A 22,013-nucleotide genomic window follows, 5' to 3' on the forward strand; every position below is an offset into this window, starting at 1 on the left:
TCTGCCCTTGGTCCCTTACCCGTCCTCTCCCCTTGGAGGAACGCCGTGCGCCTCACCCGTACCGCACGCGCCGCGGCCCTCGGTGCCGCCGCGCTGCTGCTCGCCGCCGCCTGCGACTCCTCCGGGTCCGGCGGTCCCTCCGCCACCGGCCTCCACCCGCCGGACCTGAAGGCACCGGCGGCACTGGGCCGGACCGAGGGCCAGGTCAACCTGATCGCGTGGGCCGGCTATGTCGAGGACGGCTCCGACGACCCCCACGCCGACTGGGTCAGCGGTTTCGAGAAGCGGACCGGGTGCCAGGTCCGCGCCAAGGTCGCCGCCAGCTCGGACGAGATGGTCAAGCTGATGAAGACCGGCGCGTACGACGCCGTCTCCGCCTCCGGGGACGCCTCGCTGCGCCTGATCGCCTCCGGTGACGCGGCCCCCGTCAACACCGGCCTGGTCCCGAACTACAAGGACGTCTTCAGCGGGCTGAAGAACGGCCCCTGGAACTCCGCCGAGGGCCGGATGTACGGCATCCCGCACGGCCGGGGCGCCAATCTGCTGATGTACGACACCGAGAAGGTGCGGCCCGCGCCCACCTCCTGGTCGGCCGTCTTCGACGGCGCCGCCCGGTACAAGGGGCACGTCACCGCCTACGACTCGCCGATCTACATCGCCGACGCGGCCCTGTATCTCAAGTCCGCCAGGCCGGAGTTGAGGATCGAGAACCCGTACGCGCTCGACCGGAAGCAGTTCGACGCGGCCGTGGCGCTGCTGAAGCGGCAGAACGCGAACATCGGCGAGTACTGGAGCGACTACCTGAAGGAGGTCTCGGCCTTCAAGAGCGGCGACTCGGTGCTCGGCACGACCTGGCAGGTGATCGCCCAACTCGCCGCCGACGAGGGCGCGAAGGTGAAGACGCTGGTGCCCAAGGAGGGTTCGACCGGCTGGTCGGACACCTGGATGGTCTCCAGCAAGGCCAAGCACCCCAACTGCGCCTACAAATGGCTGGACTGGATCGTCTCGCCCAAGGTCAACGCCCAGGTCGCCGAGTACTTCGGCGAGGCACCGGCCAACTCCCGGGCCTGCGCGGAGACCGAGGACAAGAACTTCTGCGCGGCCTACCACGCGGCCGACGAGGGCTACTGGAAGAGGATCGCCTTCTGGAACACGCCCATCGAGCAGTGCCTGGACGGCCGCAGGGACGTGACGTGCGTGCCGTACGCCGAGTGGGTCCGGGCCTGGACCGGGATCAAGGGCTGAGTCGTGCCGACCGACGTGCCGGCCGCCGCCGGCCGGGGCACCGTCCGGCGGCTCGCCTCGCTCCTGCACCGCGGGCCCCGGCTGCGGCTGACGCTCCTGCTCACCGCCCCGCTGCTCTGGCTCACCGTCCTCTACCTCGGCTCGCTGGCGGTCCTGTTCGTCTCCGCCTTCTGGACGACGGACTCCTTCACCTCCCAGGTGGTGAAGGTCTGGTCGGCGGACAACTTCCACGCGCTGCTGACGACACCGGTCTTCCGGCAGGTCGTCCTGCGCAGCGTCGTGGTGGCCCTCGCGGTGACCGTGCTGTGCGCGGTGCTCGCCTTCCCGGTCGCGTTCTACACCGCCCGCCTCGCCCCGCCGCGCCGGCGTCCGCTGCTGGTGGCGGCGATCCTCACCCCGCTGTGGGCGAGTTACCTGGTCAAGGTGTACGCCTGGCGGCTGATCCTGTCCCGGGGCGGGCTCGCCGACTGGCTGCTGGCCCCGTTCGGACTGCACGGCCCCGGCTACGGCCTGCCCGCCACGGTGCTCACGCTGACGTACCTGTGGCTGCCGTACATGATCCTGCCGGTGCACACCGCGCTCGAACAGGTGCCGGCCGGGCTGCTCGACGCCTCCGCCGACCTCGGGGCCCGGCCGGGCCGCACCTTCCGCTCGGTCGTGCTGCCCCTGGTGCTGCCGTCCGTCGCCGCCGGTTCCGTCTTCACCTTCTCGCTGAGCCTCGGCGACTACATCACCGTGCAGATCGTGGGCGGCAAGACCCAGCTCGTAGGCAACCTCGTGTACGCGAACATCGACCTCGACCTGCCCATGGCCGCCGCGCTCGGCACCGTGCCCGTGGCCGTGATCGTCCTGTACCTGCTGGCGGTCCGCCGTACGGGCGCCCTCGACACCCTGTAGGAACCCGGAGGAAGGAGCACCATGCGTCTCGGCCGCGCCGCGCGCATCGCCCTGCGGACCGGCGCCGGGCTCGGTTTCGCGGTGATCTACGCCCCGCTGCTGCTGGTCCTGCTCAACTCCCTGAACCCCGACCGCAGCGCGGGCTGGCCGCCGCCGGGGCTGACCGCGCGGTGGTGGTCGGTGGCGGCGCACAACCCCGGTGTCCGCCAGGCGCTGTGGGTCTCGGTGAAGGCCGGGCTCGGGGCCACCGCCCTCGCGTTGATGCTCGGCACCCTCCTGGCGTTCGCGGTGGCCCGGCACCGCTTCTTCGGCCGGGACACGGTGTCCTTCCTGGTGGTGCTGCCGATCGCGCTGCCCGGCATCGTCACGGGCATCGCGCTGAACTCGGCCTTCGGCACCGTGCTGGAGCCGCTCGGGGTGGGCCTCGGGCTGTTCACGGTGATCGTCGGGCACGCCACGTTCTGTGTCGTGGTGGTCTTCAACAACGTGGTGGCCCGGCTGCGCCGTACGGCCGGTTCGTACGAGGAGGCGGCCATGGACCTCGGCGCGACCACCTTCCGGGCGTTCGCGGACGTCACCTTCCCGCTGGTGCGCTCCGCGCTGCTGGCGGGCGCCCTGCTCGCCTTCGCGCTGTCCTTCGACGAGATCGTGGTCACCACCTTCACCTCCGGTCCCGGCGTCCAGACCCTCCCGCTGTGGATCTACGACAATCTGGCCCGGCCACGGCAGGCACCGGTGGTGAACGTCGTGGCCGCGGTCCTCGTCCTGCTGTCGGTGCTCCCGGTCTACGCCGCCCAGCGGCTGTCCGCGGACACGGCCACGTCGAGCCGCGTGTAGGCGCCGGTTCGCGGGCAGCCGCCGGGGTCCGCCCGCTCCGGCCGCCTACGATGATCGTGCCGGTACGGAGGGAAGGGGCTGCGGCATGACGGGTGGGGACACGACGGGCCGGGCACGGACCCTGCGCGCCTCCTACGAGGCCGCCTCGGCGGTGGTCGCCGGCCTCGGCGACGAGGAGTCGTGGCAGCCGACCGGCTGCACGGGCTGGGCGGTGCGCGACCTCGTCTTCCACTGCCTGGCCGACGCCCGGCGTGCCCTGGTGGCCCTGCACACCCTCACGGAGGAGCCCGCCGACCGGGACGCGGTGACGTACTGGCGGGACTGGCGCCCGGACACCACCGGGGCGGCGCACGGCCGGCGCTACGCGCGGGTCAACGGCAGCATGTTCCTCGACTTCGGGCAGCTGAAGGAGGCGTACCTGGAGACGCTGGCGGCGGCCGTGCACGCGGCGGAGCAGGCCGATCCCGGACGCCGGGTGGCCACGCAGGGGCATGTGCTGACGGCCGGCGACCTGATCACCACGCTCGCGGTGGAGGCGACGGTCCACCATCTCGACCTGACGGTGGCCCTCCCGCTGGCCCCGGGCCCCTCACCCGAAGGGCTGGCCGCGGTGCGCGCCACCCTGGACGGGCTGCTCGGCGGCCCCGCCCTGCCGGAGTGGAGCGACGCCCACTACGCGCGCGTGGGCACCGGCCGGACCGCACTGACCGACGCCGAGCGTGCCGCGCTGGGCCCGGTGGCGGACCGGTTCCCGCTGTTCGGGTGAGCCGTCCCCGGAGGGCCGGCGGCCCGCCGGCCGCACGTCCGACCCGGCGACACGCGGACACGGTGTCCGCGCGGTGCGGGGCGGCCCGGCCGGGAGGATGGAAGCCTGCGGCCATGAACATGCCTCCCAGCGTCAACAGCTACGTCGACCGGGTCACGGCCGGGCCCGGCGGCGCGATGACCGACGAAGCCGGCGTCCTGACCGGTGACCTCACCGTGGCGACCCTCCTCCTGCCGGACGGCCACAGCGTGCGCGTCGCCGTGCAGCACTACGGCGACGACACCTGGTACACCCTCTCCGGGAGCCCGGCCCCGGTGCCGGCCGGCCGGCTCGCGGCGTACCACCGGGACCTGCTGGGCCGTATCCGGCGCGGCGGCGGCACCCGCGCCAGCTGAGCGGGCGGGGCCCGTCCTCGGCGTGCGCGCGGCCGGGCGGCCTTCCGTAGGCTGAAGGAGTCCGGTCCTCGGGCCGGGAGGTCTGTCACGGGCAGGAGGCGGTCGTGATCGAACTCGCCGCGGTGTTCGGCGTCGCGGGAGCGGCGAGCAACGCCGTGGGCACCGCGTTCCAGCGCAAGGCGGCCTCGGCCAGCAGCCGCGGCGGACTGCGGCTCCTCGCGGAGCTGGTGCGCCGGCCGTACTGGGTCATCGGCATGGCCGGCGTGATCTGCGCCGCGCTGTTCCAGAGTCTGGCCCTGGTCAACGGTCCACTCGCGCTGGTCCAGCCGCTGTTCATCCTGGAACTGCCCTTCGCGTTGCTGGTCGGCGGCGTGCTGATGCGCCGGCGGCTGCCGCGCTCGGGCTGGTGGGGCGTCGGCGGCTGTGTGACGGGCCTCGCCGTCCTGCTGGTGGCGGCGGCCCCGCGCGGCGCGGCCGACCAGGCGCCGCTCGCCCGGTGGATCCCGGCGCTGGTCCTGGGTGTCGCCGTGATGGGCGCCGCGGTGCTGCTGGCCGGCCGGGGCCGCCCGCCGGCCCGGCGCGCGGCCTTGCTGGCCGCCGCCTCCGCGACCGGCAACGCCCTGACCGCGGCCCTGCTGAAGTCGGCCAGCGGCACCTTCGCCGACCACGGCCTGCCGGCGTTCCTGCGGTCCTGGCAGACGTACGGCTTCGCGCTCGCCGGTGTCGCCGCCGTACTGCTGCTGGAGAACGCGTTGCAGGCCGGTCCGCTGGCCGCGGCGCAGCCCGCGCTGACCATCGGGGACGCGGTGGTGAGCCTGGCCCTCGGCATCACCCTCTTCGGCGAACGCGTCCGCACCGGCTGGTGGCTCGTGCCCGAGGCGTGCGGGGCCCTGCTGATCGTCGTGGGGGTGCTGGTGCTCAGCCGGGCCGTGCAGCGCATCGTCGTGCTCCCGGCGCCCGCGCCGCAACGGGACGCGGTCTCGTGAGGCCGCTCAGGGAGCGGTGACCAGCGGGGGCACGCCCCAGTCGGCGACGAGTGCGGTGCGCAGGGCGCGGACGGCGTCCGGGCCGACGCGCTCCACCAGCACCGATTCGATCACCCCGATGGTGGCCTGCGCGCGCTCGTGCACGCGCAGGCCCTCGGCGGTCATCCGGATCAGCCGCCGGCGCGCCGAACCGGGATCGGGTTCCTGCTCCAGGAGTCCCATGCCGATCAGGCCGTGCACCGCCTGGTGGGCCGTCTGCCGGGTGACGCCGATCCGCCGGGCCAGCTCGGAGACGGTGGTGCCGTCGGAGTCGAGCATCGCGAAGACGGACGCCTGCGCCGTCGTCACCGGCTGCTCGCCCGCCGCCTCCATGCTGGCGAACAGGGCGTCCTCGAACCAGCGGCGGGCCTCGGACAGAAGCTGGGGCAGATGGGCGGCGCGATGGCTCATGGCTCCTCGGAGGTTCGGGCACCCGGCGGTACCCGGCGGATTATCCCCCGGCGCAGTGCCGTACGACGAACTCGGCGGTCCGCGTGAAGCAGCGCTCGACCTCCTCCTCCGTGAGCCCCACCCACAGGTGGTTGCCGCCGGGCACCTTCACCTGCTCGACCGGTACGTCCGCGGCCCGCAGCGCCGTCGCGAGCCGGTCGCTCTGCGCGCAGGGCACGAACTCGTCGCCGGTGCCGTGCAGCAGCAGGAACGGCGGCGCCCCGGGCGTCACCCGCAGCGCGGGGCTCGCGGCACGGGCCGGGCCGGGCGCGGCGGCCGGGGCGGCGCCGAGCAGCAGCGCCTCGCGGGTGGCCGGGTCGTGCGGGTCGAAGCGGCCCGGCGGGTGGTCCTCGGCGAGGCGGGTCAGGTCGGTCGGCGCGTACCAGGTGACGCAGCCGCGCACGGTCGCCGCCGGTCCGCCGGGGCCGGGCGCGGCGGTGAGCGCGGTCAGCGCGGCGAGATGACCGCCCGCGGACTCGCCCCAGAGCACCACGCGGTCCGGGTCCACGCCGAGCGCGCCGGCCCGGTCGCGCAGCCAGACCAGCAGCGTCCGCAGGTCGTCGAGCTGGGCCGGGAAGCGGGCCTCGCCGCTGAGCCGGTAGTCGGGGCAGACCACGGCCACACCGGCCCGGACCAGCCGGGCGAACGGGCCGGGCGTCCAGTGCCGCAGCCGCGGGCCCGGGTCGTCGCGCCGTCCGGTGCGCCAGCCGCCGCCGTGCACGAAGACGACGACCGGGAGCGGGCCGGCCGCCGGCTCGGGCAGCCATACGTCGGTCTCCAGCGGCCGGCTGCCGTCGGGTACGGCGTACACGGCGGCGCGCAGCAGCCGTACGCCGGGCGCGGGCCGGGCCGGCGGCGGGAGCGGCAGCCGGGCCGGGTCCGGTGGCGCGGGGAGTGCGAGGGGCGACGCGGGCACGTCGGCGGACGCGGACGCGCCGGTGCCGGGAACGCTGTGGTCCGGCACGGGGTGCGGGGGGATCGGGTTCTCGGTCGGCATGGCGGGTTTCTCTCGGTGGGCGAGGAGCGGGAACGGGGTCCGGGCGTTGTCGGTGGCCGGTGAGCGTCAGTCGGTGCCCCGCAGCGGCTCGGGCGCGGAGTCGAAGAGCGCGGTGCCCGGCAGCGGCTCGGGCGCGGAGTCGAAGAGCGCGGTGCCCGGCAGCGGCTCGGGCGCGGAGTCGAAGGACACGGTGTGCGCCCGGGCGGCCTCGGCGGGGGTCCGGCAGCAGTCGCTGCCGTACAGCAGCCGGTCCGGGTCGGCCGGCCCGAGCGGAGCGGGTGCCTGGCGCGGGAGGGCCCCGTCGGCCACGCCTAGACGTACGGCACGGCCGTCAGCTCCCGGTGCGCCACTGGTGGTCGGGGAGGAAGCGGACGTCGTACTGCCGCGGCACGGTCCCGAACTTCTCCGGTTCGGGCACGAACGGCCGGGCCGGCAGGCCGAGGCCGTCGGCCGGTGTGCCGAGGGACTCGAAGAACCGCTCGAACGTGCCGCCCGGCCCGGCGGCCACGCCGACGACCTGCGAGTGGTGGCGTTCCATGCGGTAGGAGTGCGGACAGTTCTTCGGTACGAACCCGAAGTCCCCGGGCGTGAGCAGCTTCTCGTACTGCTCGCCTTCGAGGTCCTCCACGAAGAGCCGTACGGCTCCCTGCGTGATGTAGAAGACCTCGTAGGTGTCCGCGTGGGAGTGCGCGGGGATCAGCTCGCCCTTGGGTCCCTCGCAGGTGAAGAAGTTGAAGGTGTTCTCGGTCTGCTCGCCGCCCGCGTAGACCGTGACGAGGTCACCGAAGAGGTGCGCCCGGTCGCCCAGGCCCTTCTCGATGAAGTACGGCTTGCCCGGCTCCGGCGGGATGAAGGAGCGGGACCGGTAGCGGGTGGCGTATTCGATGGTCATGCGGAGCCTCCGGTTGGTGCGCTGACTAATGTCAGGTTACCTGACATAGCACGCGTGGCCAACGGCCTGGAGGACCCCGGTTCCGGTCCGGTGCCGTCAGCGCCGCCGGACGAGCCGTACCTCCTCCACGCCCAGCAGCCCGAGCAGCGGCACCTTGCCGGCCCGCTGCCCGGGATCGACCGTCAGCCCGGAACCGCGGATCAGGTCCAGCAGCAGCTCGGCCAGCGGCATCACCATGTGCCGGCCCCAGCAGCGCTCCGACGCGTGCCCGAAGGGCAGGTAGCCCGGGGTGGCGTCCGGGTCGAGGGTGTCCCAGCGCTCCGGGCGGAAGGCGTCCGGTTCGCCCCAGAGCGCGGGGTCGCGGTGGGACAGCAGCGGCAGCAGCAGGACGTCGTCCCGGGCGCCGATCCGGCTGTCGACCACCGGGTATTCGGGAGAGGCGTTGCGCAGGATGTTCCAGGAGGGCGGCAGCAGCCGCAGCGACTCCAGGATGATGTTGCGGTGGGACGCGCCCTCGTCGAACGGGGCGCCGAGCCAGAGCGCGTTGGCCACGAGCGTGGAGACGGTGAAGCACACGGGGGCCGCGGCCCGGCGGTAGACGCCCATGGCGTACCGCCGCTCCTGGTAGCCCCGGGCCCGCGCCGCGCGGTCGGCGAGGCCGGTGAGCCGGGCGTCCGGCCGGGGCCAGCCGGGCAGCGCGGCGCCGACGCCGATCACCGACCAGGTCAGCTTCGGGGTCAGTTCGAGGGTGCGGCTCATCAGCATGCGCAGCCGGCGGGGGTCCTGGCCGAGGATGAGGTCGCGCAGGAAGAGGTGTCCGGTCAGCGGCCAGGGGCCGGCCAGGTCCACGTGCCGGGGCAGCGGCCGGGCCAGCGCCTCGCGGACGTCGTTGCCGATGGTGCGGGTGACGGCGGACGCCTCGGCGCGGCTGATGGAACGCCCGTGCAGCGGCTTGAAGGTGGGCCGTTCGGTCTCGGTGGCCCGGCGGGCGGCCAGGATGCGGTCGGCGACCTCGTGCCCCGCGACGCCGATGGTGTCCGGTTCCAGCCGGAAGACGTCCCGGCCCAGGTGCTCGCCGATGAGGGCGGCGAGGCGCGGCGCGAACACCGTGGTGCGCGCCGGCGGGGCGGATGACGACGGCATGACTCCTCCGATACGGGGGTGGGGCGGGGGTGAGGCGGGGCGGGGGAAGGACGCCGCTGTCCGGCCGGACCGCGGCGCGGTACGACCGGACAGCGGTGTCAGCGCCTGTGCGCGCGGCGCGGGATCAGTACCACAGGTACCAGGCGTTGGCCTTCAGGCTCTTGGTGGCGGCGACCCGGTTGCGGATGGCGAAAAGGAGCTTCATGGCGGCACCTCCTCTCGGGGGCGGAAGGATGACACGCGGCAACTCCGGAGTGAACCGGTGAAGATCACGTGCCGACGGCCTCCGGAATCTGCCCAAGATCGTTGACCACTTAATCGCCAGGGCACCCGAAACCTCGCCGACCAGTCGTTTTCAGACTTTCGCCGGCCAACGGCGCTCCGGTCCGACTCCCCACGCCGACGCCTGCGAGCCGCGTCGCGAGCGAGGTCGACACCTCGGCGACGGCCGTGCTGAACGCCCGGATGCCGGACAGCCGGTCACGGGGAGCGGACACGCGCCGACCCCGCCGCGGTCCGGCCCGGCGGACGGGAAGTTGGCCGAATACGTACGCTCATACGCCCGGAGCCGCCACACGGACGGCCTCTCGACGCCCGCGCGATCCGGAAGCGTCGCTTCAGCTCTCCGTACGACCGTCTCCCGTACGGCTGCCGCCCGTACCGCCGTCTCCTGCACAGCCGCCATCCGTGCGGCCGTCTTCGGTCCGGGCCGTGGCCGGCTCGCCGGCCTCGGAGACGACGAGGTCGAGCAGGCCCGGGAAGCGGATGTCCAGGTCGTCGCGGCGCAGCCGGTTCAGACGGCGGGTGCCCTCGTCGCGCTGACGGATGACACCGGCCTCGCGCAGCACCTTGAAGTGGCCGCTCTGCGTGGACTTGCTGACCGGCAGCGCGAACGTCGTGCACGCCAGTTCGCCGTCCGGGCCGACGCCGGCGAGCCGGGCGACGATGGCCAGCCGGACCGGATCGCCGAGGGCGGCGAGCACGGTGTCGATGCGCAACTGGTCGCGGTCGGGATGGACGAGCGGGGTCGCGGTACGGCTGGCCATGCCACCAGGGTACCCAAGCATGTTCGGCCGTCATGAACATCCTCCCCTCCCCCTGGATTCATGTTCAGTATCTCCGAACATCTGCTATGTTCGCCGAACTTGAACATGAACGGCTCTCCGAACGCACCCGCACCCTGTCTCCGGGAGGCACGCATGCCGCTCCACCGTCCTGTCGCCGCCGCGCCCTCCCGAGGGCCGCTCGATCCGGGGCGCCGGCTGCGGTTTCGGGCCACGGCCTACACCCTGCTGGTGCTGCTGACCGGCACCAACCTGCCCACCCCGCTGTACCGGGGCTACCAGGCGCAGTTCGGCTTCTCGCCCCTGGTCGTCACGCTGGTCTTCGCCGTGTACGTCGCCGTACTGATCCCGGCCCTGCTCGTCGCGGGCCCCCTCGCGGACGCGGTCGGCCACCGGCGCGTGCTGCTGCCGGCGGTGGCCGTGGCCGCGCTGGGAGCCCTGGTCTTCGCCCTCGCGCGGGACACCGCGTGGCTGTTCGCCGCCCGCGCCTTGCAGGGCCTCGCACTGGGCGCGGCCTCGGGCCCGCTCACGGCGGCGCTGACGGAGCTGGAACCACGCGGCGACCAACGCCGGGCGGCGCTGGTGTCCACGGTGGCCTCCGTCGGCGGCCTCGGGCTCGGCCCCGTGCTGGCCGGCCTGCTCGCGCAGTACGCGCCCGCGCCCCGAGTGCTGCCGTTCGCCGTGGAGATCGCGCTGCTGGTGCCGGCGGCGGCCGCGATCCGGGCGCTGCCGGCCGGGCGCTCCGGCGTCCGGTGGCGTCCGCGCCGCCCCGGTGTCCCGCGTGAGCTGCGGGCGGTGTTCGCCACCAGCGGTACGACGGGTTTCCTCGCCTTCGCCGTGACCGGCCTGTTCCTCGCCCTGGTCCCCGCCTATGCCGCCACGCTCTCGGGCAGCGGCAACCTGGTGCTGGGCGGCACGGCGGTGGCGCTGCTGCTGTGCTGCTCGGCGCTGGCCCAGCTCGCCGGCCACGGCAGGCCGTCCGGCACCCTCGAACGCGCCGGTCTGCCGCTGCTGGCCGCCGGGCTGGCGCTGCTGGCCCTGGCGGGCGGAGTCTCCTCGCTGCCGCTGCTGCTCGCCGCCACCGTGGTCGCGGGGACCGGCCACGGGCTGGCGTATCTCGGCGGTCTCAGCGCGGTCAACCAGGCGGCGCCGGCCGGCCGCCGCGCCGATGTGCTCTCCACCTTCTACGTGATCATCTATCTGGGGGTCGGGCTGCCCGTCATCGGGGTCGGCTTCCTCGCCTCGGTGACCGGTCTGCTGCTCGCCGTCCAGTCCTTCGCCTGTGTCGTCGCCGTGCTGTGCCTGGTGGTGCTCACGGCCCTCGGCCGGACCCGCCGCCGCGCGTCCGGCCCGGTGCCGGGCGGCGCCGACGGCGGGTCCGGCCGGCCTCATCTCACGCGACGGGCCGGGGGCAGGTGACGTCGCCTGCCGGCAGGTGCCCGGTGGCGAAGTAGGAGTTGACCGCGGCGTCCACGCACGCGCTGCCGAAGACGCCGTAGACCGCGTGCTGGTCGGCGTCGCGCAGGGTCACCAGACGGGAGCTGGGCCAGTTGCGGCGCACCGCCTCGGCGTTCCGGTAGAGGGTGCGCGGGTCGCCGGTGGCGTTGACGAGCAGGGCGGGCAGGTCGGCGCGGACCGCGGTGGGGCGTTCGCGCGGCAGGGCCCAGAACGCGCAGGGGTTGATGTTGTGGCTGACGGGTGTGAACAGCCGGTCCCCGGTCCCGGCGCGGCGCAGGTCGCGCCAGTACGTCTCCGGGTCGCGGGGTGCGGACCCGTCCGCGCACAGGGTGGCCGTCTGCGCGCTGCCGTAGGCGGAGTCGTGCCCGGTCAGCAGGAAGTCCAGGGTCTGGGCCAGCCACGGGGACGGCGAGACCGTCCGGCCCTCGGCGGCCTGCCGCACGTCCCTCACGGCCTCGGCGAACTGGCCGTAGGCGGTGGGATTGTCCTGCGAGAGGCCGTTGAAGACGACGACCGGCAGGATGTGTCCGTCCACGCGGTGGCCGCCGAGGCGCAGCGGGGTGCGGGCGGCGGCCGCCCGGACCGCCTCGACGGTGTCCAGCACGGCGCTCGCGGTGCGGCCGAGCCCGTAGTCCGCGTCGTGCGCGGCGGCCCAGCCGGCCCAGTCGCGCAGGGCGTGCCCGTTGGCCTCCTCGGTGCCGCGCAGCAGCCGGGGGCCGTAGGTCGCGGGGTCCACCACGCCGTCCAGGACGACCCGGTCGGTGCGGCCGGGGAACATCGTCGCGTACACCTGGCCCAGGTAACTGCCGTAGGAATAGCCCAGGTAGGAGATCCTGCGCTCGCCCAGCGCGGCGCGGATCACGTCCATGTCACGCGCGGTGTTGCGGGTCCCGGCGTACGGCACCAGGTCGCCGGCGTGGGTACGGCAGCGGCGGGCGAGGTCCGCGGCGAAGCCGGTCATCCGGTCGAAGCCGGCGCGGCCGGTGCCGGCGCCGCGGACCATGCTGCCGGTGGGCCAGTGGCAGTCCAGCGGGGTGCTGCGGCCGACGAAGCGGGGGTCCACGCCGATCACGTCGTAGCGCGCGGCCACTTCGCGCAGGGCGTCGTGCACGTAGGGCGGGTCGCCGAGCGTCTGGCCGCCGGGGCCGCCGCTGTTGAGGAGCAGCGGGCCGACGCGGTGGGCGGTGTCGGTGCCCCGGATCCGGGAGACGGCGACGGTCAGGGTGCGGCCGTGCGGACGGTCGTAGTCCAACGGGACGGTGACGTCGGCGCATTGGGCACCGGCCTGTTCCAGTTCCCGGCCGGTGGCGTCGTCGGGCCCGAGCAGGCAGCTCTTCCAGTGGAGGTGCTGGTGGTGGTAGCGGGCGAGCGGATCGCCGGCCGGACGGTCCGCGGCGGGTGCGGTCTGTGCGGCCGAGGCGGCCCGCATGGCGGACGCGGTGGACGCGACTGAGGCGGCAGTGGCGGTGGCCGACTCGGCAGGCGCGGCCGTGGTGGCCGATGCGACAGGCGCTGCTGACGCGGCCGTAGTTGCGCCCAGGGACAGTGTGCCGGCGAGGGTCAGGGCGAGGGCGGTCGCGGCCCGGGGGTCGAGGCGCCGCGGGCGGGGTCCGCCGCCTGGACGGGTGACGCGGGTCATGCGGGTGTCCTTCCGTTGGACGCGCCCTCACAGAGGGCCGTGTCGACGATGGCGAGGAAGTCCTCTTCGGCCTCGAGCGTGGCGGGCACCTCGGTCAGGGCGACGGCGGCGGTGCGCCCGCCGGGGCCACGGGCGACCAGTGCCCGGTGGCCGCCGGGCACGGTCCCGGCGTGGCCCCACCAGGTGCCGCCGCAGGACAACGGTGAGGAGATCAGGCCGAGCCCGTAGCGGGCGCCGGGCCAGAGCCGGTCGGGGTCGGCGGCCACCGTCCGCCGCATCTCGGCGAGTTGGCGTGTGGGCAGCAGTCGACCGGTGAACAGCGCGGTGGCGAACCGGGTCAGGTCGGCCGGGCTGGACACCAGGGCGCCGCCGACGCCGCCGAACGTCGTGTTCCAGGCGGTCCCGTCCACCCGGTGGCCGTCGGCCGAGGTGAAGTAGCTGTGCGAGTACGGGCCCTTGATGCGGGGCTCGTCACCCGGCCAGTACGTGTCGCGCAGGCCGAGCGCCGTGATGATGCGGCGGGTGATCTCGGTCTCCGGGCTGTGGCCGGTGACCGCGCGGATGATCAGCCCCGCGATCAGGTAGTTGGTGGTCGCGTAGTGCCAGGTGTGCTCCGGGCGGGGCAGTCGCAGGGCGCGGGCGATGAGCCGGCGCGGGGTGAAGTGGCGGTACCGCATCCGCTCGGGGTGCTGCCACTCGGGCGCCTCCAGGTAGTCGGGCAGTCCGCTGGTGTGCCGCAGGAGCTGCCGTACGGTGATCCGGCGGCCGTCGTAGCCGCCCGCGCGGATCAGTCCCGGGAGGTAGCGCTCGACGGGCGCGTCCAGGGAGAGCCGCCGCTCGGCGGCGAGGCGCAGGACGACGGTGGCGGTGAAGGTCTTGGTGACGCTGCCGGCGCGCAGCCGGTCGGTGGTGTTCATGGGGCGGCCGGTGCGCAGGTCGGCCGTGCCGTCCGTCGCCGTCCAGCGGGCGCACGGGGCGGCCGGGTCGGGGCCGGTGACCAGGACCGCGGCGCCGGTGATGTGGTCGTGCGCCACCAGGTGGCGCACGGACCGGGTCACCTGCGGGTGCGGGGCGCACGTGCGGGGCGCGTCGCGGGACGGCTGCGCGACGGCGGCCGGGGCCGCGGTGAGCAGGCAGGTCAGGGCCAGGGTCAGGGCCACGGGGCCGGTACGACGGCGCCGCGCGGGGGTCGGTAAGAAGATCGCCATGGCGCTCCACGCTAGGCAGCGCCCGGGGCGTCCTCACTCCGGCAGGCAGGCGCATCCGCACGGGGACCGGCCCCCGTGCGCAAGGGGAGGAAAACCCCCGGCGCCGGCCCGCCCGCCGGCGCGTGCGCTCGGTGATCCGGTGCGATCCGGCGGGCGGGCGGGTGCCCGTGCAGCCCGGTGAGCCGGCGGGTGGACCGGTGCCGCACAGCCCGGCGAGCCAGTGGGCGGACGGGTGCCGCACAGCCCGGCGAGCCAGTGGGCGGACGGGTGCCCGTACGGCCGGGCGAGCCGGTGGGCGGACCGCAGCCCGGTGAGCCGATCACTGAACCGATATTCGTACAGGCATACCAAGGGTGAACGAGGGGTTGTTGTGCCGCCGCCGGGTCCGGGTCCTGGCAGTCTGCTGGGGACGATCCGGCCCGCATCCGGCAGGGCCGGGCGACAGCGGCCACGGGTCCGCTCTGTCGCCGCCGAGGGCGGGCAGGACGGTGGAGGAAGTGATGGACGGTTCCGCCGCGTCCCCCGGTCCGCCGGACGGGGCGCGCCGGAGGGTGCCGCGGCACGTGGCCTGCGTGATGGACGGCAACGGCCGCTGGGCGGCCCAGCGGTCGCTGCCCCGTACGTCGGGCCACCGCGCGGCGGAGACGACGGTGATCGACGTCATCGAGGCGGCGCGGACGGCGGGCGTGGAGTGGCTGAGCCTGTTCGCGTTCTCCACGGAGAACTGGCAACGGCCCGGCCCGGAGGTCGAGTTCCTGATGCGGCTGGTCCGCCGTGTGGTGCGCAGGCACGCGCCGTTGCTGCACGTGCGCGGGATCCGCTGCCGGTTCCTCGGGGCGACGGATCCGCGCATCCCTCCGCCGCTGGCCCGGGACTTCGCCGATCTGGCGACCCTGACCGGCGAGAACCGGGGCATGACGCTCACCGTGGCCTTCGATCACGGCGGACGCCGGGACATCGTGGCGGCGGCCCGGTCGCTGATCCGCAGCGGAGTGCCGGCCGAGGACGTGGACGAGCGGTGTTTCGCCGCCCATCTGCCCTTCCCCGACACACCCGATGTGGACCTGGTGATCCGGACCTCCGGGGAACAGCGCATCTCCAACTTCATGCTCTGGCAGGTCGCCTACGCGGAGTGGATCTTTCCGCCGGTCCTGTGGCCCGACTTCCGCGCGGAGCACTTCCTGGAGTGCCTGCACACCTATCAGCAGCGCGACCGCCGCTTCGGTGGCGTACCGCCGCACGTGAACGGAGAACGACGACCATGACGGAGACGGGCAGCGACGAGCCCACGCACCCCGACGGCGGTGCCGATGCCGGTGCCACGGCCGGTGCGCGGGACGGTGCCGGCGCGGGCGATCCCGCGGACACCGGCCGGCTCTTCGGCGCGGGCAGCCGGTTCCACGGCTTCTTCAACGACCCGCGCTGGGCGCCGGCCATGGTGCGGGCCACCGTCCTGGAGGCCGCGCATCCGCAGATCGGCGCGGCCCTGATCGACAACTCCACGTTCGTGGCCCATCCGTGGCGGCGGCTGCGCAACACGGTCGTGAGCCTCCAGCGCATGTTCGGAGCCGACGACGAGGTACGGCGCAGGGAGGCGGCGCGCCTGAACCGGATGCACGCCCGGCTGAAGGGCACCGACGCGGACGGCCGGCCCTATGACGCGATGGACCCGGCGGTGCGGGCCTGGGTGGTCGCGACCCTCTTCGAGAGCAGCGTCACGATGTGCCGCCTGAGCGGACAGCCGCTGGAGCAGACGGTCATCGAGGAGCTGTACGCCGAATTCCGGGCGTACCTCGCCGTGCTGGACGGCGACGCCGGCCAGCTTCCGCCCACCGTGCAGGAGTTCTGGCCGTACTTCGACCGGGTGGTCGAGGAGGAGCTGGAGAGCACCGAGGCGGTGCGCATCATCCTCTACCGGCTCTTCGACCACCTGCCCGCCCCGCCGCTGCTGCACGGCCTGCCCACCCTGTGGGCGGCGGGCCGGGCGCTCGCCGGACCGCTCGTCGGCGTGGTCACGGTGGCGTCGCTGCCGGAACCCTTCCGGCGGCACGCCGGGCTGCCCGAACTGCCCGGCGCCCAGACGCTGATGCAGGGCGCCTATCTGGGCGCCGGTCTCGCCCGGTTCCTGCCGGACGGCTGGATCCGCACCGACACCCTCACGGACCTGCTCTCGCTTTCCCCCGGCTCTCCCGACAGCGACGACCCGCGGGCCCGGACGCTCAGCGCGCTCCGGGACCGGATGAAGCGGGCCGGTGCCCTGGTCCGGCTGATCACCCCGCTGCCGCCGGAACCGGAACCCGGCGACGCGCAGGGGACGCGGCGCGGCGCTGAGGAGTTCTTCGCCACGGTGCTGGACCAGACCGGGGACGGCTACCTGGACTGGCCCGACCTCGCCGCCATGGCCCGGGAACTCGCCGGCCGGCTCGACCTGGACGAGCCGGCCGAGACCCGGCTCTACGACGCGTTCGCCGACTGGTGGCGGGAACTCCAGGCGGCTCTCGACACCGACGGCGACGGCCGCGTCAGCCGCCGCGAGTACGCCGAGGCCGTGCCGTCGCTCGCCGGTCCCGCCCTGATCCGGGTCGCCGAGGTCCTCTTCGACGTCACGGACGCCAACGGTGACCAGCGCATCGACGCGGCCGAGTACCGGGCCCTGTTCCGCCGGGGCTTCGGGCGTGACCTGGCCGGCGCCGACGGCACGTACCCGCGCGGGGCCTTCGTACGGGACTTCCTGTCCTTCATGTCGGGCCGCGAACGCTCGACCCCGTACGACCCGCTGCTCGCCGACGCCTGATCCGGGGCCCGGTCCGGACCCCGCCCGGTCAGCCGAGGCCGAGGACGCTCATGGTGTGCTCGGCCATGCGCCGCTCGCCGAGGGCGTTGGGGTGGACCGGGACGATGTTCTGCCCGAACAGCAGCGGCTCGACCCACCGGGTGCCGACGGGCCGGCAGGCGTCGTGCCCGGCGGAAGCCGTGGTGAAGTCCACGTAGGTGGCGCCGGTCTCCTCGGCGGCGCGCCGGACCACGTCGTTGAGGTGGGTCTGGAGGGCGTGCAGGTACGGCACGTCACCGGCGGCGAGGGGCAGTTGGACGAAGCACGACGGGTCGGCCGTCGCCGGGGTGATCCACGGGTAGCCGAGGACGGCGACCCGGGCGTGGGGCGCCTTGGCGCGTACGGCGCGGAGCGCGGTCTTCAGCGCCGGGTAGGTGGTGGCGTCGATCTGGTCGTCGAAGGACGTGCCGTACTTGTCCTTGCAGGGGCTGCCCTTGCCGCCGCTGAAGACGCCCGCGGTGCCGCAGGCGGTCACGGCGTTGATGAAGGTGCCGTTGTCGTTGCCGCCGATCGTCAGCGTCACCAGGTCGGTGTCCGCGGTGAGCGCGTCGGTCTGGGGCGCGACGCCGGGGTACTGCGCCTCGGTGAAGTCCTTGGTCTGGGCGGCGCCGCAGGTCACGTCCGTGAGCCGGGCGCCCGTCCGGCCGGCGATGACGTGCGGGTAGTTCGCGGTGGAGCGCAGACAGAGCGGACTGCCGAGGTCGACGGGCAGGACGCCGGAGGCGGCGCTGTAGCTGTCGCCGAGCGCCGCGTAGCGCAGGGGTTCGGTGGCCTGGGCGGGGGCGGTGCCGAGACCGAGGGCCAGCGCGCCGACGACCGCGGACGCCGCGGTGAGGACACGGCGCAGAGTAGTCATGGACATGACATTTCCTTCCCGGAAGGGGACACGACGGACGCACCGGCGGGCGTGCGCCAACGGGCATGGCGGTGCCACGAGCTGCGCCGGAACGCGAGAACGGGACGGTTCGACCGGGCCGGGGCGGGAGACCGGCCGCGGGATTACCACGGAGTACTACCGATAGGTAATGTGCGGCCGGCGAAACACGGAGTCAACATCGCGGACCGAACTTTTGAAACACGGACCTCCGGACCCGCCCGGGGCCGTCACCCCATCACGGGGCAATAGTTCGGTTATACGAAGTTTTACCTGTTTTCCGTGCGGTGACGGTCGCAATATGGGCACCCGGAGGGCAGGAGCACCACTATCCGGAGGCACGCCATGATCGTCCTCGGCATCATCCTGCTCGTCGTCGGCTTCCTCACGGGGATCTCGATCCTGTGGACCATCGGGGTGATCCTGCTGGTGATAGGGGCCATCCTGTGGATCCTCGGGTCCATGGGCCACGCGGTCGGCGGCCGCCGCCACTTCTGGTAACCACGCCACCTCGCCCCGCCCGCGCGCCGGCCAACGGCCCGCGCGCCGGGCGGACGCGCGCGACGGCCGGTTCCGGGGGCGCGTGAACCCGCCGGACCACGCCGTCGGGCGGGCGCGGGCGGCTGGCGCGGGCGGCCGACGCCGGTTGTCCGGCCGGACGGGGCGCAGCGTCACGCCGGTCCTGATACCGGGCGGGACGTCTTGGTATTGGGCGACACGGTCCTGGTACCGGGCGGGACGGCGGTGCGCGCACGGACCGCCCTGGCCGCCGGCTGAACGGCCGCGGCCCGCCCACGCGCCCGGCACGGAAACCCCTGGGGTCCGCGCGGGCGCGGGACCTTCGGGGGGCCGGGCCTCCGGGGCGGGACCGCCGGTCAGGGCCGGACACGGGCGCATACCAGCCGTGGCCTGCCACCGGCGTCTCCCCCACACCACCGGCCCCGGCACCACGACCGGCGCCGACACGCCCTCTGGCCAGTGACGGCACCGCCCGTCAGCGCGTACCCGTGCGTGGTCGTAACCGCGCTTGCCGTCGACCCCGTTGCCCTGGCCGGCATCCCCCGGCCCCCGCCGCCCCGGCCGGCGAACCCCGCCCTCCCCCGCACCGGCTCCTCTCAGGGCACCGCCCGCCGGTGCCGAGGTGGCCGGGAGGGCGTCGGGGCGGGTGGCACCGCTCCCCGTCAGGCGCAGGTGCCGGTGGGGCGGGCGCGGGTCACCGCGTCGGTGATGCCGGTGGTCGCGTCCAGCCAGACGACCCGGGTGCCGTCGGCCGCCGCCGCGGAGAGCTGCTCGCCCCGGTCGCAGGAGACCCGGGCGCGGTGCGTGCCGTCGCCCGCGCGGTCCGGGGTGAACTGCCACAGCTTGGACAGCGCCGCGTTGCCGGTCTCGGCGTCGGGGGTGCGGGCGACCACCGTCACCGCGGCCGCGGAGGCCGTCACGTCGGCGATGCCGAGGGCCCCGGCTCCGGTCTCCGGGCTGAGGTCCGTGACGCCCGAGCCGTCGATCCCGGCGCGGCGCAGGGTGGTGGCGCCGTTCTGGCCGGTGGCGTCGAGCAGCCAGTAGACGCGGTCGGCGGTGAGGGCGGTCGGCCCCAGGCTGGTCTGCGGACCCGCCTGCTGGATCACCGTCTCCGCGCCGGTGGCCGTGTCCCGCAGCCGGGTGGTGGCCTCGTACACCGCGGAGACGCGCTGCCAGTCCTGGTAGACGATCCGTCCGGCGCTCACGGACGGGAAGGTCGCCCGGTGGTAGGTGCCGCCGCCGATGGTGACGACGTTCGCGGGGTCCTTCAGGCTCAGGTAGGCCACACCGGCCCGCCCGCCGATGTTGTAGTAGGCGAAGGTCACGAGGTCACCGTCGACGTCCAGTGCGGTGCCGGTGCTGCGGCCGTGCCACAGGGTGCGTACCGGTCCGCCGGCGAGCGGCCGGGCCAGGATGTCCACGCCTCCGGGGCCGTGGGCCTGCCACACCACGGTCCTGCCGTCGGTGGCCGGATTCACGTGGTAGCGGCCGTCGTTGGGGCTCACCAGCCGGAGCTGTCCCTTGCCGTCGGTGCGGCCGGCCCACACCGAGTACGGTTCCGCGCCGGACTCGTCGGAGTCGGCGGCGGCCCACCAGCCGCCACCCGCGCCGAGCCGCGAGTCGTAGGTGTCGACGCGGGAGAGCAGCACGTCGGAGTCGATGCCGAGGGCCTCCTCCCAGTGCGGGACGATGCCGTGCGCGGTGAAGGCCCGACGTACGGCGGCGAGTTGTCTGCCACCGGCCTTGAGCTGCTTGGCGGCGGCGAGGACCGCGTCCCGGCCCTGGGCGAACCCGTCGAGCGGGGTGAGGTATTCGGTGAGCGCCTTGTAGACGACCGCGTCGGCGAGTTCGGGCCCGAGGTCCTGGCGGATGTCCCAGAGCGCGCCGGCGAAGATGGTGGAGTTCAGGTGGACACCGCCGTTGTCGGTGCCGAATCCGACGCCGAGAAAGGAACCGGCGGTGGTGCGCCCGTCGTTGAGGTCGCGGATGGCGCAGGCGCGCGGGTCCTTGGTGCGGCACAGGCTCTCGCCGAGGAGCCCGGAGTCGGGGTCGTCCATGGGGAGGTGGCGGACGTCCGCCTCGATGGCGTTGCCGAAGTAGTCGGCCAGCGCCTCGTTCACGGCGCCGGACTGGCCCGCGTACACCAGGTCGGCGGAGTGCTGGACGACGGCGTGGGTCATCTCGTGGCCGACGACGTCCAGGGCGGCGGACAGCGGGCGGTACTCGTCGTCCCCGGAGCCGTAGACCATCTTCTGGCCGTCCCAGAAGGCGTTGACGTACGGCTGCCCGTAATCGGTGGCACCGACGAGGGAGTTGACGGTCATGCCGTGTCCGTCCAGGCCGTCCCGGCCGAACCTGGTCCGGTAGTGGTCGTAGACCTGTCCGGCGGCCCAGTGGGCGTCGACCGCGCCGGACGCGGTGGCGTCGGTGCCGAACAGCGGGGTGGGCGAGGCCCATTCCTCCAGGCCGTCGGGCCAGGCTCCGGACAGGTCGCTCGCCCAGCGGTCGCGCGCGTCCCAGGTGGCGAGGACGTGCCCGGGATCGTCCTCGCCCTGGACCCGGGTGCGGTCGCGCAGCATATAGGCGTCGCGGGTGTCGTCGTGGGTGACGGCGAGCGGCACGGTGGTGCCGTCCAGCCGGACACCGGAACCGGTCGTCGCGGGCCCGTCGCCCAGCCGGACTGCGGAGCCCGTCGCGCCGGACCCGTCGCCCAGCCGGCCAACGGAACCCGTCGTCCCGGGCCCGTCGCCCAGCCGGACAACGGAACCCGTCGTGCCGGGTGCGGGGCCGGCGGCCGGGGCACGGCCCGCGCCGCTGCGGGAGGTCGTGGTGCTCCAGGCGGCCTTGGTGCCGGGGGCGGCGAACGTGCGGACACCGCTGTACTGGAGCACCGGATAGCCGGCCCGGGCGTCGATGTACACCTCGCGCAGCACCGGTTCGCCGGATGCGGGGCCGGTGCCGCGGACGGTGATGTGCCGGGTGAGGATGCCGGTGCCCCGGGGCACGACGACCAGGCCGTGCGAGGTCCCGGTGAGCGGCGTCGCCGCGTCCCCGCCGTCCGGCCCGGCGGCGAGGTCGCGCCGTACGGAGTCGACCGCGCGCTCGACCGCCAGGGTGTCGCCGATCCCGGCGGCCGTTCCGGTGCGCAGTCCGCCGAAGTACCGGCCGGAGGTGCCGGTGACGATGCGGCGGCCGTCCCGCTGCTCCATGCGGACGATGTACTGCCCGCCCAGGACCGGCACCCCGTGGTACGTCTGCCTCAGCCGCACGGTCCGCCGGTCCCCGGAGGCGAGCGTGCCGGCGGGCTCCAGGTCCCGTAGCGGGTCGGCGATCCGGTAGCGGTCCGCGCGGCCGGCGAGGTAGGCGCGCGCGGCGTCCGCGGCGGTACGCGCCGTGGGTGCCTGCTCCCGGATGCCGTCCACCAGGGCGGGCGTCGCCGGGTCCCGGGGGCCGGGCGGCGCGGCGGCGCCGGCGGGTGCCGCCGGAACGACGAGTGCGGCGGCCCCCAGGAGCGCCGCCGCACCGGACAAGAGGTTCCGCCGGGCTCTCGCCCCTGCCGCCGGCCGCCCGGCGCGCGTTCCGCACTGCCTCACTGTCCCCAACCCCCCACGCCCACAAGCTCGTTGCCCGGCAGCGGTCCGCCGTCGGGCAGGGCCATTGGAAGCGGTGGCACGCCGGTGCGCAACAGACCTGACGAGGCGACGGACGATTTCCGGACCCGGCCGCCGGCCCACTGTCGCGGGAGCGCCCCGGAATTGTCCGTGGTCCGTA

21 protein-coding genes are annotated in these 22,013 nt (G+C 74.4%); 10 read left to right on the top strand and 11 right to left on the bottom strand.

Annotated elements, in window-relative coordinates; translation table 11 throughout:
- The first annotated feature begins 45 nt into the window (after window positions 1–45).
- The 6 genes from ACH4OA_RS00195 to ACH4OA_RS00220 all read left to right on the top strand — a co-directional run bounded on the left by ACH4OA_RS00195 (window position 46) and on the right by ACH4OA_RS00220 (window position 5,126).
- Entirely contained in the window at window positions 46–1,245 is a 1,200-nt protein-coding gene (locus ACH4OA_RS00195) for an ABC transporter substrate-binding protein (protein ID WP_397966823.1), read from the top strand.
- Window positions 1,246–1,248: 3 nt separating this feature from the next.
- A complete protein-coding gene (locus ACH4OA_RS00200; RefSeq protein ID WP_397934783.1) occupies window positions 1,249–2,142 on the top strand; it encodes an ABC transporter permease in 894 nt (297 codons plus the stop codon).
- A 21-nt stretch (window positions 2,143–2,163) separates the two neighbouring features.
- Entirely contained in the window at window positions 2,164–2,979 is an 816-nt protein-coding gene (locus tag ACH4OA_RS00205) for an ABC transporter permease (protein WP_397934785.1), read from the top strand.
- An 85-nt stretch (window positions 2,980–3,064) separates the two neighbouring features.
- Window positions 3,065–3,745 carry a maleylpyruvate isomerase N-terminal domain-containing protein gene (locus ACH4OA_RS00210; RefSeq protein ID WP_397966825.1) on the top strand — a complete coding sequence of 227 codons (681 nt, stop codon included), beginning with the start codon at window positions 3,065–3,067 and terminating at the stop codon, window positions 3,743–3,745.
- Window positions 3,746–3,858: 113 nt separating this feature from the next.
- The gene (locus ACH4OA_RS00215) at window positions 3,859–4,140 is read left to right on the top strand and encodes a hypothetical protein (protein ID WP_365882801.1); all 282 of its coding nucleotides are present in this window, start codon (window positions 3,859–3,861) and stop codon (window positions 4,138–4,140) included.
- Window positions 4,141–4,244: 104 nt separating this feature from the next.
- Window positions 4,245–5,126: a DMT family transporter gene (locus ACH4OA_RS00220; protein WP_397934789.1), complete on the top strand. Its 882-nt coding sequence runs from the start codon at window positions 4,245–4,247 to the stop codon at window positions 5,124–5,126.
- A 6-nt stretch (window positions 5,127–5,132) separates the two neighbouring features.
- On the opposite strand, the gene ACH4OA_RS00225 is transcribed toward ACH4OA_RS00220, so the two are convergent.
- The 7 genes from ACH4OA_RS00225 to ACH4OA_RS00255 all read right to left on the bottom strand — a co-directional run bounded on the left by ACH4OA_RS00225 (window position 5,133) and on the right by ACH4OA_RS00255 (window position 9,693).
- Entirely contained in the window at window positions 5,133–5,576 is a 444-nt protein-coding gene (locus ACH4OA_RS00225; RefSeq protein ID WP_397934791.1) for a MarR family winged helix-turn-helix transcriptional regulator, read from the bottom strand.
- A gap of 40 nt (window positions 5,577–5,616) precedes the next feature.
- Window positions 5,617–6,612, bottom strand: a complete 996-nt coding sequence (locus tag ACH4OA_RS00230; RefSeq protein ID WP_397934793.1) for an alpha/beta hydrolase fold domain-containing protein — start codon at window positions 6,610–6,612, stop codon at window positions 5,617–5,619.
- Window positions 6,613–6,678: 66 nt separating this feature from the next.
- Window positions 6,679–6,921 (bottom strand): hypothetical protein, encoded by a 243-nt coding sequence (locus ACH4OA_RS00235; protein WP_397966828.1) that lies wholly within the window; start codon window positions 6,919–6,921, stop codon window positions 6,679–6,681.
- 22 nt (window positions 6,922–6,943) lie between these two features.
- Window positions 6,944–7,504 (bottom strand): quercetin 2,3-dioxygenase, encoded by a 561-nt coding sequence (locus tag ACH4OA_RS00240; RefSeq protein WP_365882926.1) that lies wholly within the window; start codon window positions 7,502–7,504, stop codon window positions 6,944–6,946.
- Between the two features lie 96 nt (window positions 7,505–7,600).
- Complete coding sequence (locus ACH4OA_RS00245) at window positions 7,601–8,647, bottom strand: cytochrome P450 (protein WP_397934796.1); 1,047 nt, start codon at window positions 8,645–8,647, stop codon at window positions 7,601–7,603.
- Between the two features lie 124 nt (window positions 8,648–8,771).
- The gene (locus tag ACH4OA_RS00250; protein ID WP_397966831.1) at window positions 8,772–8,894 is read right to left on the bottom strand and encodes a tryptorubin family RiPP precursor; all 123 of its coding nucleotides are present in this window, start codon (window positions 8,892–8,894) and stop codon (window positions 8,772–8,774) included.
- A gap of 370 nt (window positions 8,895–9,264) precedes the next feature.
- Window positions 9,265–9,693, bottom strand: a complete 429-nt coding sequence (locus tag ACH4OA_RS00255; RefSeq protein WP_397966833.1) for an ArsR/SmtB family transcription factor — start codon at window positions 9,691–9,693, stop codon at window positions 9,265–9,267.
- 153 nt (window positions 9,694–9,846) lie between these two features.
- Here ACH4OA_RS00255 and ACH4OA_RS00260 point away from each other — a divergent pair, with 153 nt between their 5' ends.
- Window positions 9,847–11,130: an MFS transporter gene (locus ACH4OA_RS00260; RefSeq protein ID WP_397966836.1), complete on the top strand. Its 1,284-nt coding sequence runs from the start codon at window positions 9,847–9,849 to the stop codon at window positions 11,128–11,130.
- Here ACH4OA_RS00260 and ACH4OA_RS00265 read toward each other — a convergent pair.
- Window positions 11,105–12,598: an alpha/beta fold hydrolase gene (locus tag ACH4OA_RS00265; RefSeq protein WP_397966839.1), complete on the bottom strand. Its 1,494-nt coding sequence runs from the start codon at window positions 12,596–12,598 to the stop codon at window positions 11,105–11,107. The two genes, ACH4OA_RS00260 and ACH4OA_RS00265, sit on opposite strands and share 26 nt — an antisense overlap.
- A gap of 206 nt (window positions 12,599–12,804) precedes the next feature.
- The gene (locus tag ACH4OA_RS00270) at window positions 12,805–14,016 is read right to left on the bottom strand and encodes a serine hydrolase domain-containing protein (RefSeq protein ID WP_397966842.1); all 1,212 of its coding nucleotides are present in this window, start codon (window positions 14,014–14,016) and stop codon (window positions 12,805–12,807) included.
- A 575-nt stretch (window positions 14,017–14,591) separates the two neighbouring features.
- On the opposite strand from ACH4OA_RS00270, the gene uppS reads away from it, so the two are divergent.
- Complete coding sequence (gene uppS / locus ACH4OA_RS00275) at window positions 14,592–15,281, top strand: polyprenyl diphosphate synthase (RefSeq protein ID WP_397945643.1); 690 nt, start codon at window positions 14,592–14,594, stop codon at window positions 15,279–15,281.
- A complete protein-coding gene (locus ACH4OA_RS00280; RefSeq protein ID WP_397966845.1) occupies window positions 15,278–16,810 on the top strand; it encodes an oxygenase MpaB family protein in 1,533 nt (510 codons plus the stop codon). Before uppS ends, ACH4OA_RS00280 begins: the two co-directional genes overlap by 4 nt.
- Before the next feature lie 28 nt (window positions 16,811–16,838).
- Here the strand turns inward: ACH4OA_RS00280 and ACH4OA_RS00285 are convergent, their stop codons facing one another.
- Entirely contained in the window at window positions 16,839–17,711 is an 873-nt protein-coding gene (locus ACH4OA_RS00285; protein WP_397934805.1) for an SGNH/GDSL hydrolase family protein, read from the bottom strand.
- 357 nt (window positions 17,712–18,068) lie between these two features.
- On the opposite strand from ACH4OA_RS00285, the gene ACH4OA_RS00290 reads away from it, so the two are divergent.
- Entirely contained in the window at window positions 18,069–18,224 is a 156-nt protein-coding gene (locus ACH4OA_RS00290; RefSeq protein WP_365877571.1) for a DUF6131 family protein, read from the top strand.
- Window positions 18,225–18,904: 680 nt separating this feature from the next.
- On the opposite strand, the gene ACH4OA_RS00295 is transcribed toward ACH4OA_RS00290, so the two are convergent.
- Entirely contained in the window at window positions 18,905–21,772 is a 2,868-nt protein-coding gene (locus ACH4OA_RS00295) for a M4 family metallopeptidase (protein WP_397966847.1), read from the bottom strand.
- Window positions 21,773–22,013 lie beyond the last annotated feature (241 nt).

This window comes from Streptomyces sp. NPDC017095, from assembly GCF_044332325.1.
Taxonomy (GTDB): domain Bacteria; phylum Actinomycetota; class Actinomycetes; order Streptomycetales; family Streptomycetaceae; genus Streptomyces.